Genomic DNA, 15,964 nt, shown 5'->3' on the forward strand with positions numbered 1-15,964 from the left:
CGATCCCGGTGCCGGCCGCTCAGGCGGCGAACGTGCGGCGGTAGGCCGCCGGCGTGGTCCGCAGGACGCGCGTGAAGTGGTGGCGCATCACCGCAGCCGTGCCGAAGCCGACCCGCGCGGCGACCGCCTCGAGGGTCAGCTCCGTCTCCTCCAGCAGCACCTGCGCCCGGAGGAGGCGCTGGCGGGTGAGCCAGGCGAGCGGAGTCGTGCCGAGGTCGGCCCGGAAGCGGCGCGCGAAGGTGCGGGGGGCCATCAGGGCGCGACGGGCCAGCGCCTCGATCGAGAGGTCCTCGTCGAGGTGCTCCAGCATCCACTCGGTGACCTCGGCCAGCGAGTCCGCGCGCGCCTCGGGAACGGGGGTCCGCAGGTACTGCGCCTGCCCGCCGTGGCGCTGCGGGGGTACGACCATCCGCCGGGCGACGACGCTCGCCGCCGTCGCGCCCAGCTCCTCGCGCACCACGTGCAGCGCCGCGTCGATGCCGGCCGCGGTGCCCGCGCTCGTCACGATGCGCCCCTCCTGCACGTAGAGGACCTCGGGGTCCACCGTGACGGAGGGGAAGCGCCGGGTGAGCTCCGCGGCGTGCATCCAGTGGGTGGTCGCGCGCCGGCCGTCGAGCAGGCCCGCCTGCGCCAGGGTGAAGGCCCCGCTGCAGACGCTGAGGATCCACGCGCCGCGCTCGTGAGCCTCGCGGAGGAGGTCGAGGACCCGCTCGTCGGCGGGCCCGCGGCCGTGGGCGGGGACGGCGATCAGGTCCGCGTCCCGGGCCGCGTGGAGACCATCGGCGATCGGCAGGTCGAATCCGAGGCTCGTGCGGACGGGGCCCGGATCGGGAGTGGCGATCCGGAAGTCGAGGGCGGGACCTCCGTCGGCGCCGCGGTCGATCCCGAACACCTCGCAGACGACCCCGAACTCGAACGGCGCGAGGCCGGGCAGGGCGAGGAGGGCGACGGAGCGGAGCGCGACGGCAGGATATCGCCACCCGTCGTCATCCGGCCGATCCGCGCCGTCGATCCCCGCCGCTAGGGTGTCTTCCGGCGCGCGGAGTCGCGGGCCCGCACCGAGGAGGATCCACATGGCATGGCTGGTCACCGGGGGAGCCGGGTACATCGGGGCGCACGTGGTGCGCGCGTTCTCGGAGCAGGGCATCGACCCCGTCGTCCTCGACGACCTCTCCTCGGGGCACGCGTCGTTCGTGCCCGAGGGCGTCCCGTTCCACCAGGGCTCGATCCTCGACGAGGCCCTGCTCGACCGCGTGCTCGCCGAGCACGACATCGAGGGCGTCGTCCACGTCGCCGGGTTCAAGTACGCCGGAGTCTCGGTGCAGCGCCCCCTGCACACGTACGAGCAGAACGTCACCGGCACCATGCGCGTGCTGGCGGCGATGGAGCGCGCCGGGGTCTCCTCGATCGTCTTCTCCTCGAGCGCTGCCGTCTACGGCGCGGTCGACGTCGAGATCGTCACCGAGGACACCCCCAAGAGCCCGGAGTCGCCCTACGGCGAGTCGAAGCTGATCGGCGAGTGGCTGCTCGCGGACGCGGGGCGGGCGCACGGCGTCCGGCACGCCTCCCTGCGCTACTTCAACGTCGTCGGGTCCGGCTACCCGGACGTCTACGACACCAGCCCCCACAACCTCTTCCCCCTCGTCTTCGAGGCTCTGCTGGACGGCCGCACGCCCCGGATCAACGGCGACGACTACCCGACGCCGGACGGCACCTGCGTCCGCGACTACATCCACGTCGCCGACCTGGCGCTCGCGCACGTCGCCGCGGCGCGCCGCCTGGCCGCCGGCGAGCCGATCGATCCGGTCTACAACCTGGGCAGCGGATCCGGGGCCTCCGTCGGGGAGATCATGCGCGCGATCGCCGACAGCACCGGCATCGCCTTCACGCCCGAGGTCGCCCCGCGGCGGCCGGGCGATCCGCCCCGCATCGTCGCCTCCGGCGAGACGGCGGCCCGCGACCTGGGCTGGGAGATGCGGCACACGGTCGCCGAGATGGTGGAGAGCGCCTGGCGCGCACGGAGCGCCGCGACCGCCTGATCGGATCTCACGTTCGCGACACGCCGGTGTGTCGTGAACCCTCCACGGCGGGTTGAGGGTTTATGGTCCGCGACTTGACCTGAGCGAATGACACCGCTGTAATTACCTAGGCAGCGGCTCCGGGAGGAGCGGCCGCCGATCATCGGTTCGCAGGCGGGGTAGGAGACGGCATGACGCTTCCGGAACAGCACTCCGGAGTCCCCGAGGACTGGTTCGTCGATCCGGTCCGTCTGGGCGTGCCCGGGGTCCGACCCGGTATCGACACCGCGACCGAGGCGCCGGGGGGCGCGCTCTCCTGGCAGGTCGACTCGCTGTGCGCGCAGACCGACCCCGAGGCCTTCTTCCCCGAGAAGGGCGGCTCGACCCGCGACGCCAAGAAGATCTGCACCTCGTGCGAGGTCCGGGCGCAGTGCCTCGAGTACGCGCTCGAGAACGACGAGCGCTTCGGCATCTGGGGCGGCCTCTCCGAGCGCGAGCGCCGGAAGCTGCGCCGCCGGGCCTAGTCCCCTCCTCACCGCGACCCGACCGACGGGGCGGCGAGCCGCAGGCGGGCGGCGCGGCGGCATCGCTTAGGGTGGTCCGCGATGTATCCACGAGTCACCGCCGTCCTCGTCGCGCGCAACGGCGCGGCCTATCTGGAACGAACCCTCGCGGCCCTGCGGGCGCAGACCCGTCAGCCCGACGCGACGGTGTTCGTCGACGGAGGCTCGAAGGACACGACCGACGAGCTCCTCGCGTCCTGGGGTCCGACGCAGCTCGTGCAGGTCGCCGAGCACCTCCCCTTCGGCCAGGCCGTGGCCCGCGCTGTCCGCGTGATGCAGCCGCCGGCCGGAGAGGACGAGTGGCTGTGGCTGCTCGCGCAGGACTCCGCCCCCGAGCCCGGCGCCCTCGCGGCGCTGCTGGGAGCCGTCGAGGTCGCCCCCTCCGTCGCGGTAGCCGGCCCCAAGATCATGGACTGGACGCGCTCCGGCTACATCCGCAGCTACGGCGAGTCGATCACCAAGCACGGCACGACCGTCCACCTCGTCGAGGACGAGCTCGACCAGGGCCAGCACGACTCCACGCCCGACGTCCTGGCCGTCGCCGCCGGCGGCATGCTCGTGCGCCACTCCCTCTGGGAGGAGCTCGGCGGATTCGACCCCGGCCTGCCGGTCGTCGACGACGCGCTCGACTTCTCGATCCGCACCCGGCTCGCCGGACACCGGGTCAGCCGCGTGCCGGACGCCCGCGTCACCACCGCCCGCATCGGGCTGCAGCGCCCCGACGGCCGCCGCATCGACAGCGGCGAGCGGCGCCGGGCGCGCCAGCACCGCACCGCGCAGCTGCACCGCCGGCTCGCCTACGCGCCCGTCGCGCTCCTCCTCCTGCACTGGCTCTCGCTCGTCCCGCTGGCGATCGGCCGCGCGGTCGTGCGCCTGCTGCGCAAGCAGCCCGGGCTGGTCGGAGGGGAGCTGCTGGCGGCCCTCGTCGTCGCCTTCGGGGGGACGAAGGTGCTGCGGGCCCGCACCGTTCTCCGCTCGTCGAAGAACGTGGGTTGGAAGGCGATCGCGCCGCTCCGCATCCCGCTGGACGTGGTGCGGCAGCTGCGCTCGGTGCGCCACGACGCCGTGCGCGTGCAGGCCGGGCGGGACCGCCATCCGCTGCACTTCTTCCAGGGCGGGGGAGTGTGGGTCGTCCTCGTCGCCGCGCTCGCCGGCCTGGTGATCTACACGCCGCTCCTCGCTGCTCCCGCGCTCAGCGGCGGCGGTCTGCTGACGCTCTCGCCGACCGTCGGCGAGCTGTGGCGCAACGCGGCCTACGGCTGGCGCGACCTCGGTTCGGGGTTCATCGGCGCGGCGGACCCGTTCGCCGCCGTCCTCGCCGTGCTCGGCTCGCTGACCTTCTGGTCGCCCAGCTACTCGATGGTGCTGCTCTACCTCGTCGCGCTCCCCGCTGCCGCCCTCGGCGCCTGGCTGATGATCGCCCGGCTCACCCCGCGCGCGACCGCCCGCGCCGCCGGAGCCCTCGTCTACATCCTCGCTCCCGCCTTCTTCGCCGCGCAGGCCGACGGGCGCCCCGCCCCGCTGCTGGTGCACGTGCTGCTTCCCTGGCTCTTCTTCGCCGGGTTCGGCGCGTACCGCTCCTGGTCCGCCTCCGCGAGCGCCTCGATCCTGGCTGCGGCCGTCGTCGCGTGCGCGCCGGTGCTGGCCGTGCCGCTCCTGGTGATCTGGCTCGTCGTCGTCGCCACCTCGGGGCGGCGGATCGGCCGCTTCCTCGGCCTGCCGATCCCCGCGGCCGTCCTGCTCTTCCCGCTGGTGGTCGCCCGCGCACCGCGGGGCGACTGGCTCGGCGGCCTCGCGGATCCGGGCGTCCCGCTGCCCTCCGCGCAGTCGGACCTCGTCGCGCTGCTCGCCGGCTTCCCGGCCGGTCTGCCCGACGGATGGCTCGCGTTCCTCGGCGGTCTGGGGATCGGCGCCTCCGCCGCCCCGCTGGTCACGGCCGTGCTCGTCGTGCCGCTGATCGTCGCGGCGCTGGCCGCCCTCCTCCTCCCGAACAACCTCTCGGCCCTCGGCGGAGTCGGCGTGGCGGCGGCGGGTCTCGTGACCGCCTCGCTCGCCCAGGGCGTGCAGGTCGCGACCACCGGCTCCGAGGCGGTCTCCGTCTGGAGCGGCACCGGTCTCAGCCTCTACTGGCTCGGCCTGGTGATCGGCGCGTCGCTCTCGCTCGCCGCCGTGCGCTCCGTGCGCGTGGTGCCGGCGCTCGTCGTCACGGCCGCGGCGGCAGCACTGGTCGGTCCGCTCGCGGTGGCCTTCCCGACCGGCGCCGGCACGTCGGTGTCGACCACGTCGGACCGCTCGCTCCCCGCCTACGTGGCGGCCGAGGCCCGGAACGACCCGCGGGTGGGCACGATCGTGCTCGTCCCGCAGGCGGACGGCGGCGTCCTCGCCCGGCTGGAGCGCGGAGCGGGCGCGACCCTCGACCAGCAGTCGACCCTCGCGAACACCGGCGCCGAGAGCACGGACGCGATCGACGAGCTGGCGGGCAACCTCGTCTCGCGGACGGGCTACGACGTCCCCTCCGCGCTCGAGAGCCTCGGCGTGCGCTTCGTCGTGCTGACCGAGCCGGCCGGCACCCAGGTCGGCGACGCGGCCGCCGCCGTGCGCGCGCGGGCGGCCGTCTCCCTCGACGGCAACGCGGCGTTCTCGGCCGTCGGCGACACCCGCTACGGGCTCCTCTGGACGGCCGTCGACACCGAGGGGACCCGCACCGAGGCCGCTCCGTCCGGCGTGGTCGGGCCCTTCGGGATCGCCTACACGATCGCCCTCCTCCTCGTCTTCGTCGTCGCCCTCCTGCTGGCGGTGCCCACCGGGCTCTCGCTCGAGCGGGGCCGCTCCAGCGGCGCGGTCGCCGGGATCGACGACGAGCCGGGCGAGGCCACCGGCCAGTTCGACGACGGGAACGACGATGTCTGACCCCGCCGACCAGGAGAAGCAGATGCCCGAGTCCTCCGCCCGCCGCTCCCGCGCGGAGCGCCGCGCCGATCGCGCCGCGGCCTCGACGCCCGATCGCGCACCCTCGGCCGCCCGTCGGCGCCGGACGGCCCTGCGCGGTGCGGTGGGCGCGGCCGGAGTCGTGATCGCCGCGGCCGCCGTGGTCGTGCCCCAGCTCCTCCCGTCCCCCCTGGTCTCGAGCGCCGCGGAGGGCGTCGTCGTGACGCCCGTCGCGGCCGACAGCTCGCTGGTCTGCGGCGGCGATCTGATCGACGCCGGAGAGCCGGAGCAGCTGCGTGCCCTCGACGGCGCGGCGACCGCGGTCCGGCCCGAGGGCTCCACCTCGGACCCCACGGTCCTCGACGAGGACGACGTCGCCGCACCGGGCACCGGCATCACCGGTCTGAGCGTGCCCGCGGGCTCCGACCCCGCTCCCGGCGGAGCCACCGTCCAGGGCATCGGCACGGACACCCTCTCCGGACTGTCGGCCCGCGCCTGCGCCGAGCCCTCGGCCGACAGCTGGCTCGTGGCCGGCTCGACCGACGTCGGGCGCACCTCCGTGCTGATCCTGGCGAACCCGAGCGAGGTCGCCTCCACCGTCGACCTCACGCTCTTCTCCGAGACCGGCACCGTCCAGGCCACCGGCGCCACGGGCATCGTCGTTCCGGCCGGAGCGGCCCGCGCGCTCCCGCTCGCGGGGCTCGCCCCCGGGGTCGTCCAGCCCGTCGTGCACGTGACCGCCCGGGGCGGCGAGGTCGCCGCGAGCATGCAGAGCAGCGCCATCTCCGGCCTCACCCCGGAGGGCGTCGAGACCACCGGCCCCTCCGCCGGCCCGGACACGCTCGCCGTGATCGCCGGCTTCACCGTCACGTCGCCTCCGGCCGAGACCGCGAGCGACGACGGCAGCGGCGGCGCGGGCAGCCCCGTGCTGCGCATCCTCACCCCCGGCGACGCCGACAGCACGGTCTCGGTCGAGGTCACCAACGAGGACCCGAGCGGGTCGGGCGCCTCCACCCAGGTCGTCGTCCCCGCCGGCCTCGTCGGCGAGGTCCCGCTCACGGGCCTGGCGGACGGCTCCTACCGCATCGTCCTGCGGGCCGATCAGCCGATCGTCGCGGCGGGGCGGACGACCTCGACCGGCTCGGCCGGCACGGACTTCGCCTGGTTCGCCTCCGGCACCGCGACCACGACGCCCTTCGGCGTCGCCGGCACGGGCGAGGGCGACGCGCGGCTGCACCTGGTCAACGGCAGCGACTCGACCGCCTCGGTCGAGATCGAGGCCCCGGGCGGCACCCGCACGCTCGAGCTCGGCCCGTTCGCGGCTCTCGCGACCCCGCTGGACGGCGACGGCGCTGTCGTCAGCAGCACCCAGCCCGTGCAGGCCTCGGTCTCGATCGCGCGCGACGGGCGGATCGCCTCGTACACGATCGTCCCGCCGGGACCGCTCTCCTCGCCGATCACGGTCTACTCGCACTGAGACGCGGGGCGGCGGCGCCTCGGCGGTGCCGGCGCCTCAGAGCTGCCGGCGCCTCAGGGGTGCCGGTAGCGGTCCGGGGAGATGTCCCACGGGTCGCGGCCGAGCAGCTCCGCGACGGCGCGGAACACGTAGCTCTCGATCAGCATGCGCTGGTGCCACTCGTCGCGGCGGTGCAGCTTCGCCAGGCGCTCGATCGGCACACGGTAGAGCGTGATGCGGCGCGCGGCGTGGTCGACGCGCCACCGCGCGATGCCCGTGCCCTGCAGCCGGTCGGGGTCGACGTCGGGAGTCGCCGCGACGTCGACGCGGATGCCGGCTAGCTCCTCCGGCCAGGTGCCGCGGAGGTAGTCGAAGGCCGAGCCGATCGTCGCCTCGAAGAAGTCGGAGCGGGTCTGCAGCAGGGGGAGGTGCGGACCGGTGATCGGCCCTCGTGCGCCGCGGCCGTGCCGGTCGCGGGAGCCTCCGCGCGACCCGCTCGTCGGGCGAGCGGCGGAACGACGAGCACGGGGCATGGCTCCAGCCTATTGCTACTGTGGGCGGCGATGACCGGACGGCACTGCTCGCGGACGGGCTGCCGTGCGCAGGCCGTCGTCACGCTGACCTACGACTACCGCGACTCGCTGGTGGCGGTCGGGCCGCTGAGTCCTGCGCCGGATCCGCACGGCTACGACCTCTGCGCCGAGCACGACCGGCGGCTCCTCGTCCCGCGCGGCTGGGAGACCGTCCGCTACGGTGCGGGGCCCGCCTAGGCCGCTGCCGCGCGCGTCAGGGCCGCTCGGGGAAGCCGCGCGGCGTGCTCGAGAGCACGGGGGCCAGCCGCTCGAGGCGCTGGTCGGACAGGAGCAGGGCGCGCTCCTCCCGCGCCCGGCGGAGTGCGGCCACGGCGAGGAGGAAGTCCTCCGCGGGCGCGGCGGGCAGCGGGGAGACGTGGACCGCGGTCTCGTCGGCCAGCGCGGCGGCGAGCTGCGAGCGCGACGGCTCCGTCATGCCGTGGCGCTGACGGAGGAACTGCGCCAGTCGGCGCGCCAGGGCGTCGGGGAGGCGCGCGGTGTCCGCCGTGACGGCCCAGCCCCGCAGCGGCTCCGGGATCTCGACGACCAGCGGCTCCGCGCGGGGAACGCGCTCGAGCTGGCTGTGCGTGCCCGCGAGGACGTCGCCGAGACGGCGCGATCGGCGCGAGAGGAGGCCGACGACCGCGGCGAGCCCGCCGAAGGTCATCAGGATCTCGAGGACGCCGGTGAGGCCGCGCACGAGGGCGTGCCGGAAGCCGATGGAACCGCCGTCGTCGCGGACGACGCGAGCGCCGACGGTGAGCTTCCCGAGCGAGCGGCCGCGACTGGCCGTCTCGACGGTGACCGGCACGATCACCACGGCGATGACGAGGGCCGCGATCGCCACGGCGGCCGAGGCGGCGGGGTCCAGGCCGCCGTCCCCGGAGAGGGAGGAGACCAGCAGGAATAGGCCCAGCGCGAGCAGGAGCTCCGCGATCAGGTCGATGATCGCGCCGACCGCGCGGAGCACGAAGGAGGTGACGGGCACCTCGAGCGCGATCGCCTCGCCGGTGATCAGGTCGGCGTCGTCGAACTCGGTGCGCTGCTCCTCCACGGTGCTCCTCCCGGATGCTCGGCCTCGGCGGCGTGCCTGGCTATCCTGTCAGGAGATGGACATCGACGCTCTCTCGGCCGCCCGCACTGCGCAGTGGACCCGCCTCGACGAGCTCTCGCGCAGGCGCCGCCTGACCGGAGCCGAGGCGGACGAGCTGATCGAGCGCTACCAGGCGGCATCCGCGGACCTCGCCACGATCTCCTCCACCGCCGGATCGACGGCCGTCGGCACGCGGCTCGCCGTCTCGCTCTCGCGGGCTCGGGGACGCCTGACCGGCACGCGAGACGAGCCGCTCGCCGCGGTCTCCCGCTTCGTCGTCCTCTCGCTCCCGGCCGCTCTGCACCGGCTGCGCTGGCTGACGCTCGCCGTCGCCCTCGCGACCGCGGTGGTGGCGACGCTCTACGCGCTCTGGATCCTCGGCGACCCGCGCCTGCTCGCCGCGCTGGGCGACGACGAGGAGCTGCGGCGCTTCGCCCGGGGCGACTTCATCGACTACTACTCCGAGAACCCCGCCGCCTCGTTCGCCGGGCAGGTCTGGACCAACAACGCCTGGATCGCGGCGCAGTGCGTGGCCTTCGGGATCGTCGGCGTCTACGTGCCGTACATCCTGCTGCAGAACGCGCAGAACCTCGGCACGTCGATCGCGGTGATGTTCCATGTGGGGGAGGGCGACACGTTCTTCCTCTACATCGCGCCGCACGGACAGCTCGAGCTGACGGCCGTGTTCGTCGCCGCGGCCGCGGGCCTGCGGATCTTCTGGGCCTGGATCGCTCCCGGCGCGCGCACCCGCGGCCAGGCGCTCGCCGAGGACGCGCGGAGCCTGTTCACGGTGGCGATCGGCCTGGTCTTCGTGCTGCTCGTCTCGGGCGTGATCGAGGGGTTCGTCACTCCGGCACCCTGGCCCTGGTGGCTCAAGATCGGGATCGGGGCGCTCGCCCTCGGCGCGTTCCTCTTCTACATGATCGTCGTCGGCGGGCGCGCGGTGCGGGCGGGGGAGACGGGCGACCTCGACCGGTTCGAGGCCGGGTCGCGGAGCATCGCGGCCGGCTGAGCCGAGCCGGACGAGCGCGGCCGTCGGAGCGGGGCCGACGATCAGCGCTCCCGGGACCGACGACGGCCCCTCTCGCAGGTCAGAGCCGTCCGGCCGCCTTGAGCGCGAGGTAGCGGTCCGCGAGCGCCGGCGGGAGCGCGGAGGGGCTGCCGAGCACGACGTCCCCGCCGAGACGGCGGACGGCGGCCGAGAGCCGGTCGACGTCCGCGAGCGAGCGCTCCGCGGCGGCGGCGGAGTAGACCGCGGCCCGGTCGCTCCGGTCCTCCGCCATCCGCTGCAGCTCGGGGTCGAGCGCGCAGGCGACCACGACCGTGTGCACGCGGGTGAGCTGCGGGAGCACCGCGAGGAGCCCCTCCGCCGAGCCGACCGAGTCGAGCGCGGTGAGGAGCACCACCAGCGAGCGCTGGGAGGCCAGGGTGCGCACCTGCGCGGGCACCGCCGCCCAGTCGGTCTCGATGAGCTGGGGCTGCACGGGGGCGAGGGCGTCCACGACGCGGGTCAGCACCTCCGTGCCGGTGGCGCCGTGCACGCGGGCTCGCCGGGTGCGGTCGAACGCGAGCACGTCGACCCGGTCGCCGGCCGAGGCCGCGAGGGCCGCCAGGAGGAGTGACGCCTCGATCGCCGTGTCCAGGCGCGGCTCGTCCTCGATCCGGGCGGCGGACGTGCGGCCCGTGTCGAGCACGACGATCACGCGCCGGTCGCGCTCCGGGCGCCAGGTGCGGACGACCGGCTCCCGGCGCCGCGCGGTCGCCCGCCAGTCGAGCGAGCGGACGTCGTCGCCGCGGACGTACTCGCGCAGGCTGTCGAACTCCGTTCCCTGCCCGCGGATCATCACGCTGGTCCGCCCCTCCAGCTCGCGCAGCCGCGCCAGGCGCGAGGGCAGGTGGCGACGGGAGCGGAAGGCGGGCAGCACCCGGACGACGGCCGGCGCGGCCCGCGTCGCCTGGCGGCCGGCCAGCCCGAGCGGCCCGCGGGAGCGGATGGTGACGTGGAGTGCCCGGCGCTCGCCGCGGCGGAGCGGCTCCAGGACCGTGGTCACCGCGCGGCGCTCGCCCGGCGGCAGACGCAGGGACGACCGGGTCTCGAGGGCGCCGGCCGAGGGCTCCCAGGCGTCGCGGAGGACCCCCGTGATCCTCCTGCGGCCGGTGCTCGTGACCAGGAGGGTCGCCTCGGCCCGCTCGCCGAGCCGCACCCGGTCCGGCACCCGCCGCTCGAGCACGACGGCCCGGGGCGAGCCCGCGACCGCGACGTCGATCCCGACGAGGACCGCCCAGGCCAGGAGCCAGAGGCCGAGCACGGCGAAGGCGACCTCGGGGCGGCCGCCCAGGAGGACGACCGGCACCAGGCCGACGAGGAGGACGAGGACGCTGCGTCCGGTGAGGTGCACGGCTCAGACCGGGACGCGGACCTGCTGCAGGATCCCGCCCAGGACGGCCTCGGTGCGGACGCCCTCGAGCTCCGCCTCCGGCTCCAGCTGGATGCGGTGGCGCAGCACGGGCAGGACCATCGCCTGCACATGGTCGGGGGTGATCGAGCCGTAGCCGTTGAGCCAGGCCCAGGCGCGGGACGCCGCGAGCAGGGCGGTCGAGCCGCGGGGGCTGGTGCCGAGCTTGACGCTCGGGCTCTCGCGGGTGGCGCGGGCGAGGTCGACGATGTAGCCGAGGACGTCGGGGCCGGCTCCGACGCGCCGGGCCGACGCCTGGGCGGCGCGCAGACGAGCGGCGTCGAGCACGGGGCGCACGCCCGCGGCGTCGAGATCGCGCGGGTCGAAGCCGGCGGCGTGGCGCGAGAGCACCTCCACCTCGACGTCGCGCGGCGGGATGTCGAGCACGAGCTTGAGCAGGAACCGGTCCAGCTGGGCCTCCGGGAGCACGTAGGTCCCCTCGTACTCCACCGGGTTCTGGGTGGCGGCGACGAGGAACGGGTCCGGCAGAGGCAGGGTGCGCCCGTCGACGCTGACCTGGCGCTCCTCCATCGCCTCGAGGAGCGCGGCCTGGGTCTTCGGCGGCGTGCGGTTGATCTCGTCCGCCAGCAGGAGGTTCGTGAAGACCGGGCCCTCGCGGAAGGCGAAGCCGGAGGTGGAGGCGTCGTAGACGAGGGAGCCGGTGATGTCGCCGGGCATCAGGTCCGGCGTGAACTGCACCCGGCGGGTGTCGAGGCCGAGCGAGACGGACAGAACGCGCACGAGCAGCGTCTTCGCGACTCCGGGGACGCCCTCGAGCAGGACGTGGCCGCCCGCGAGGAGGGCGATTAGGAGCCCGGAGACGGCGCCGTCCTGGCCGACGACCGCGCGGCCGACCTCGGAGCGGACCCGGTCGAGCTCGGCGCGCAGGTCGTCGTCGGAGACCGGCGCTCCGTCGCGGGCGGAGGGGGTGGTGTCGCTCATCGGGAGGGGCCTTCCGGTCGTCGGGCGGTCGTCGGGGAGAGGGCGGCGCGGAGCGCGCTCTCGAAGCGGAGGAGCTCGTCAGAGGCGGCGACGAGGGCGGCGTCGTCGCCCGGCAGGTCGTCGACGAGCAGATGGCGCAGCGCGGCCTGATCGCGGCCGAGGCGCTCGGCGGCGACGGCGACGATCTCGTCGACCCCGGTCGCCGGAGCGAGTCCCAGGAGCGCGGCCGTCCGCCGGAGGGTGCCGATGCGCAGTGCGTCGAGGGCGCGGGGCCGCAGGGCTCCGCGCGCGTAGAGCCGCGCGCGGCCGCGGGCTGTCTCGCTCGCATGCACGACGACCGGCAGCGGCTCGACCGCGAGCGGGCCGAGCCGGCGGCCGCGCCAGACGGCGGAGGCGACGAACACGGCCACCAGCAGCAGGAGAGCCGGGGTCACCCAGCCGGGCGCGAGGTCGGCGGGTGCAGGGGTGGTGCTCGCCGAGTCGGCAGCTCCGGCGCGGTACCAGACCAGCCGGTCCTCACCGCCGAGCAGTCCGAGCGCGAGAGCGGCGCGGCCGTCCTGGCCGATGGTGCCGTTGCGGAGGAGGTCGGCGTCGCCGATCGCGGTGACGTCGGCGCCCTGCGGGAACCCGGTGCTCACGAGCAGGAAGCCGTCGTCGCCCGAGGGGAAGCAGCCGACCGCGTCGCCGTCGTCGAGGATCCGGTACGTGCTCCCTCCGGCGGGGAGCGTCCCGGCGCGCTCGGCCGCCGGGAGCGGGCACTCGGCGCGGAAGGGGCCGTCGCCGGCCGGGGAGCCGGCGAAGCGGACGTCCGGCAGCAGTGCGTCGAGCGCGGCTCCTCCCGGGGTCACCAGGACGAGCGAGGCCGAGGCGCGGGCGAGCCGGCGGTACTGGGCCTCGTCGAGGGCCACGTCCGGGTCGTCGACGAGCAGTGTCGCGTCCGGGGAGGAGGCGGCGAGAGCGGAGTCCAGGTCGTCGGCGCGGACGACCTCGACGCCCTGATCGCGCAGCACCTGGGCGAGCGCGCGGGCGCCGTCCGGGGTCGCGCTGTCGACGTCGAGGTCCAGGGCGGCCACCCGGGTCCCGGTCGCGACGGTGAGCAGCAGAGTGCCGACCGCGACGATCACGAGCAGGAGCACCCACACCCGTCCGCGGCGCAGCAGCGCGCCGAGGGTCGGGCTGGAGACCGTGTCGGCGCTCACCGGGGCGCCGCCAGGGCGTCCAGGACCGGCGAGGCCGCGGCGAGCTCGCGGTCCAGAGCCGCGACCCGCTCGTACTCGGCCGGGCCGCAGGGCTGCCCGAGGTAGCGCACGCGGTCGAAGTCGTCGGCCGTGCGGCGCAGCGCGGCGGCGGAGGAGGGGAAGGCCGCAGAGGCGCGCGACGCCAGGCCGAGCGCGGTCGTGCCGGGCGAGACCCGCAGGACGGTCCGCTCGTCGAGGGAGCGCACCAGGGCGCGGAAGCGCTCGACGAGCGCCTCGTCCCAGTCCCCGCGGGCGGCCGCGGCCTCGGCGAGCGAGCGGAGGATCGCGGCCGAGCGGGTGTCGTCGTCGGCGAGCACCGCTCCCGTGACGGTGCTGCGGCGACCGGCGCGGGGCCGTCCCGCGATGACGAGCGCGGCGACCACGAGCGCCACCAGCACCAGCACGCCGATCACGGCGGCGATCGGCACCGGCGGGCCGTCGCCCTGCAGCGTGAGGGAGGCGAACCAGTCGCGCACCGCCTGCACCACCCGGTCGAAGAGGGTCGGCTCGGCCGCCCGGTAGCGCGGGTCGGCGAGCTCCTCGAGGAGGAGTCGGCGCGCCTGCTCCGCGTCGGGCTCGAGAGGGGCCGCGGCGAGGATCACGGGCGCTCCGGCACGGGGAAGGGATCGGGGGAGGGGCGGCCCGCCGCGCGCTCCTCGACGTGGCGCATCAGCACCAGGTCGAAGCCCTCGCGGCGCATCCGTCGGTCGAGGTAGACCAGGCCCGTCACGGCCGACTGGAGCACGGTGCCGACGGCGCCGATCACGAAGCCCACGGCGACGGAGGCGATCGTCACCACGAGCGAGGTGACGAGCTGCGCGTCCGGGTCGGTCGGGGCGATCAGGGCGCCGGCGATCGGGATGAGCAGGCTGAACGGCGTGGCCACGATCTGGCCGGCGACCTGGATGATCACGGTCATCAGCGCGAGCGCGCCGAAGGTGCGCCAGAAGCCGCCCGCCACCAGCCGCCAGGAGCGCGCCACCGCACGGCGCAGCGGCAGCCGCTCGACGACGATCAGGCTCGGAACCAGGGCGAGCTTCGTCGACAGCCAGACCCCCAGCGCGAGGGCGACCAGGCCGGAGCCGACGAGTACCAGGATCCCGCCGACGATCGCGCTCGACGTCCCGTCCATCGCTCCGATGACGAACAGCGGCACGGCGAGCGCCACGGCGAGGAGCACCAGGAGGAGGTAGCCGACGCCCTGCAGGACCGTCCAGCCGATCAGCGCCCAGAAGCGGCCCCGCAGCCGGGCGAGCAGCTGTCGGAAGGTCGCCCGCTCGCCGAGGACGCCGCGGGTGACCTCGAGCACGACCACGCCCTGCACGAGGGCACCGCTGGCGAGCGAGACGGCGAGGGGGATGAAGGCGGCCAGGACCACGACCGCGAGGGAGCCCGCGCCGACGGCGTCGCGGTCGGCGGACTCCGCCTGCGCGATGCGCCCGACGGCGAGCACCGCGATCAAGCCGTAGACCGCCAGGGCGAGCACCGACCCGAGGCCCTGCACCAGCAGGGCGACGCCCAGGGTCGTGCGGGGGCTGCGGCGGAGGACCTGGAACGGGGCGCCGAGCAGGGTGCCGAAGCCGAGCGGGCGCAGCGGCACGAGACCGGGCTTGGGCGGGGGAGTCCAGCCGGGCGCTGGGCGTCCGGGCGACCAGGGGCCGGCGCCGGCGGGCGACCAGGAGCCCCCGGCGGGACCGGGTGGTACGGGGCCTTCGCTCGGCGGCGCGGGCGACCAGGCCGGGGCGACGGGAGCGGGCAGCGGCCTGCGCCGGTCGCCGTCCTGCGCCGGGACGGCCGCGTCGTCCGGACGCCCTGCGGGCGGGGGCCACTGAGCTGCGTCGGTCATCCCCTCCATGCTGTCACAGGCGTGCGGGCGGGGTCCTCCCCCGAGCGGACCCCCTTAGCCCGCAGAGCCCGCTCCCCGCCCACGGAGAGGTGCGTCGGTTAGCCTGGGTCGGGTCACCGTGCGCGCCGTGGGCGGGCGCGACCCGAGACGAGGAAGAGCAGACCGATGAGCGCGCGCATTCTGGTGGTCGACGACGACGCCGCCCTGGCCGAGATGATCGGCATCGTCCTGCGCGCCGACGGGTACGACGTCTCCTTCTGCGCGGACGGCTCAGGCGCCCTCGAGGCCTTCCGGCGGGCCCGGCCGGACCTGGTCCTGCTCGACCTGATGCTGCCCGGGATCGACGGGATCGAGGTGTGCCGCGCGATCCGCGCCGAGTCCGGCGTCCCCGTCATCATGCTGACGGCCAAGTCCGACACCTCCGACGTCGTGCAGGGCCTCGAGTCCGGCGCCGACGACTACATGGTCAAGCCGTTCGACCCCAAGGAGCTCGTCGCGCGGATCAGGACGCGCCTGCGTCCCGCCACCGCCGCCGCGAACGCGGTGCTGCAGGTCGGGGACCTGAGCCTCGACGTCGCCGGCCACGAGGTCCGCCGCGGCGAGACGCGCATCGGCCTGACCCCGCTCGAGTTCGACCTCCTCCTCGCCCTCGCCTCCAAGCCCCAGCAGGTCTTCACCCGCGAGATGCTGCTCGAGCAGGTCTGGGGCTACCACTACAAGGCCGACACCCGCCTCGTGAACGTGCACGTCCAGCGCCTGCGCGCCAAGGTCGAGAAGGACCCGGACGACCCCCGCATCGTGATGACCGTGCGCGGCGTCGGCTACCGCGCCGGCGCCGTCCTCCCGGGCTGA

At 75.4% G+C, this 15,964-nt stretch carries 15 protein-coding genes; 7 read left to right on the plus strand and 8 right to left on the minus strand.

Going from position 1 to position 15,964, the window contains the following annotated elements; genetic code table 11:
- Window positions 1–19: 19 nt before the first annotated feature.
- Entirely contained in the window at window positions 20–1,090 is a 1,071-nt protein-coding gene (locus C5C74_RS00700; protein WP_258064066.1) for a GlxA family transcriptional regulator, read from the minus strand.
- Here C5C74_RS00700 and galE point away from each other — a divergent pair.
- The 4 genes from galE (at window position 1,074) to C5C74_RS00720 (ending at window position 6,986) form a co-directional block, all read left to right on the plus strand.
- Window positions 1,074–2,039 carry a UDP-glucose 4-epimerase GalE gene (galE, locus tag C5C74_RS00705; protein WP_104255247.1) on the plus strand — a complete coding sequence of 322 codons (966 nt, stop codon included), beginning with the start codon at window positions 1,074–1,076 and terminating at the stop codon, window positions 2,037–2,039. The two genes, C5C74_RS00700 and galE, sit on opposite strands and share 17 nt — an antisense overlap.
- Window positions 2,040–2,209: 170 nt before the next feature.
- Window positions 2,210–2,542, plus strand: coding sequence for a WhiB family transcriptional regulator (locus tag C5C74_RS00710; RefSeq protein ID WP_104224145.1), 333 nt, complete (start codon window positions 2,210–2,212; stop codon window positions 2,540–2,542).
- A gap of 81 nt (window positions 2,543–2,623) precedes the next feature.
- Window positions 2,624–5,491 (plus strand): glycosyltransferase family 2 protein, encoded by a 2,868-nt coding sequence (locus tag C5C74_RS00715; protein WP_104350793.1) that lies wholly within the window; start codon window positions 2,624–2,626, stop codon window positions 5,489–5,491.
- Window positions 5,484–6,986 (plus strand): DUF5719 family protein, encoded by a 1,503-nt coding sequence (locus tag C5C74_RS00720; RefSeq protein ID WP_146082993.1) that lies wholly within the window; start codon window positions 5,484–5,486, stop codon window positions 6,984–6,986. Before C5C74_RS00715 ends, C5C74_RS00720 begins: the two co-directional genes overlap by 8 nt.
- Window positions 6,987–7,039: 53 nt before the next feature.
- On the opposite strand, the gene C5C74_RS00725 is transcribed toward C5C74_RS00720, so the two are convergent.
- On the minus strand, window positions 7,040–7,498 hold the full coding sequence (locus C5C74_RS00725; protein ID WP_104224142.1) for a metallopeptidase family protein: 459 nt from the start codon (window positions 7,496–7,498) through the stop codon (window positions 7,040–7,042).
- A gap of 30 nt (window positions 7,499–7,528) precedes the next feature.
- Here C5C74_RS00725 and C5C74_RS00730 point away from each other — a divergent pair, with 30 nt between their 5' ends.
- Window positions 7,529–7,735 (plus strand): DUF3499 family protein, encoded by a 207-nt coding sequence (locus tag C5C74_RS00730; RefSeq protein ID WP_104224141.1) that lies wholly within the window; start codon window positions 7,529–7,531, stop codon window positions 7,733–7,735.
- 16 nt (window positions 7,736–7,751) lie between these two features.
- Here the strand turns inward: C5C74_RS00730 and C5C74_RS00735 are convergent, their stop codons facing one another.
- Window positions 7,752–8,591 (minus strand): RDD family protein, encoded by an 840-nt coding sequence (locus tag C5C74_RS00735; protein ID WP_244230605.1) that lies wholly within the window; start codon window positions 8,589–8,591, stop codon window positions 7,752–7,754.
- A 55-nt stretch (window positions 8,592–8,646) separates the two neighbouring features.
- On the opposite strand from C5C74_RS00735, the gene C5C74_RS00740 reads away from it, so the two are divergent.
- Window positions 8,647–9,642, plus strand: coding sequence for a stage II sporulation protein M (locus tag C5C74_RS00740; protein WP_104224139.1), 996 nt, complete (start codon window positions 8,647–8,649; stop codon window positions 9,640–9,642).
- Window positions 9,643–9,721: 79 nt separating this feature from the next.
- Here the strand turns inward: C5C74_RS00740 and C5C74_RS00745 are convergent, their stop codons facing one another.
- From C5C74_RS00745 to C5C74_RS00765, 5 genes are read right to left on the minus strand one after another with little or no spacing between them, the layout of a single operon-like run.
- Window positions 9,722–11,029, minus strand: a complete 1,308-nt coding sequence (locus tag C5C74_RS00745) for a DUF58 domain-containing protein (protein WP_104232802.1) — start codon at window positions 11,027–11,029, stop codon at window positions 9,722–9,724.
- 3 nt (window positions 11,030–11,032) lie between these two features.
- Window positions 11,033–12,028 (minus strand): MoxR family ATPase, encoded by a 996-nt coding sequence (locus C5C74_RS00750; protein WP_104350795.1) that lies wholly within the window; start codon window positions 12,026–12,028, stop codon window positions 11,033–11,035.
- Window positions 12,025–13,227: a DUF4350 domain-containing protein gene (locus tag C5C74_RS00755; protein WP_104350796.1), complete on the minus strand. Its 1,203-nt coding sequence runs from the start codon at window positions 13,225–13,227 to the stop codon at window positions 12,025–12,027. Before C5C74_RS00755 ends, C5C74_RS00750 begins: the two co-directional genes overlap by 4 nt.
- Complete coding sequence (locus C5C74_RS00760; protein WP_104232800.1) at window positions 13,224–13,868, minus strand: DUF4129 domain-containing protein; 645 nt, start codon at window positions 13,866–13,868, stop codon at window positions 13,224–13,226. Before C5C74_RS00760 ends, C5C74_RS00755 begins: the two co-directional genes overlap by 4 nt.
- Window positions 13,865–15,112, minus strand: a complete 1,248-nt coding sequence (locus tag C5C74_RS00765; RefSeq protein ID WP_146082994.1) for a hypothetical protein — start codon at window positions 15,110–15,112, stop codon at window positions 13,865–13,867. Before C5C74_RS00765 ends, C5C74_RS00760 begins: the two co-directional genes overlap by 4 nt.
- Window positions 15,113–15,277: 165 nt before the next feature.
- On the opposite strand from C5C74_RS00765, the gene mtrA reads away from it, so the two are divergent.
- Window positions 15,278–15,964 (plus strand): MtrAB system response regulator MtrA, encoded by a 687-nt coding sequence (gene mtrA / locus C5C74_RS00770; protein ID WP_104224133.1) that lies wholly within the window; start codon window positions 15,278–15,280, stop codon window positions 15,962–15,964.

The sequence above is a fragment of the Rathayibacter sp. AY1E8 genome (genome assembly GCF_002931415.1).
GTDB lineage: Bacteria > Actinomycetota > Actinomycetes > Actinomycetales > Microbacteriaceae > Rathayibacter.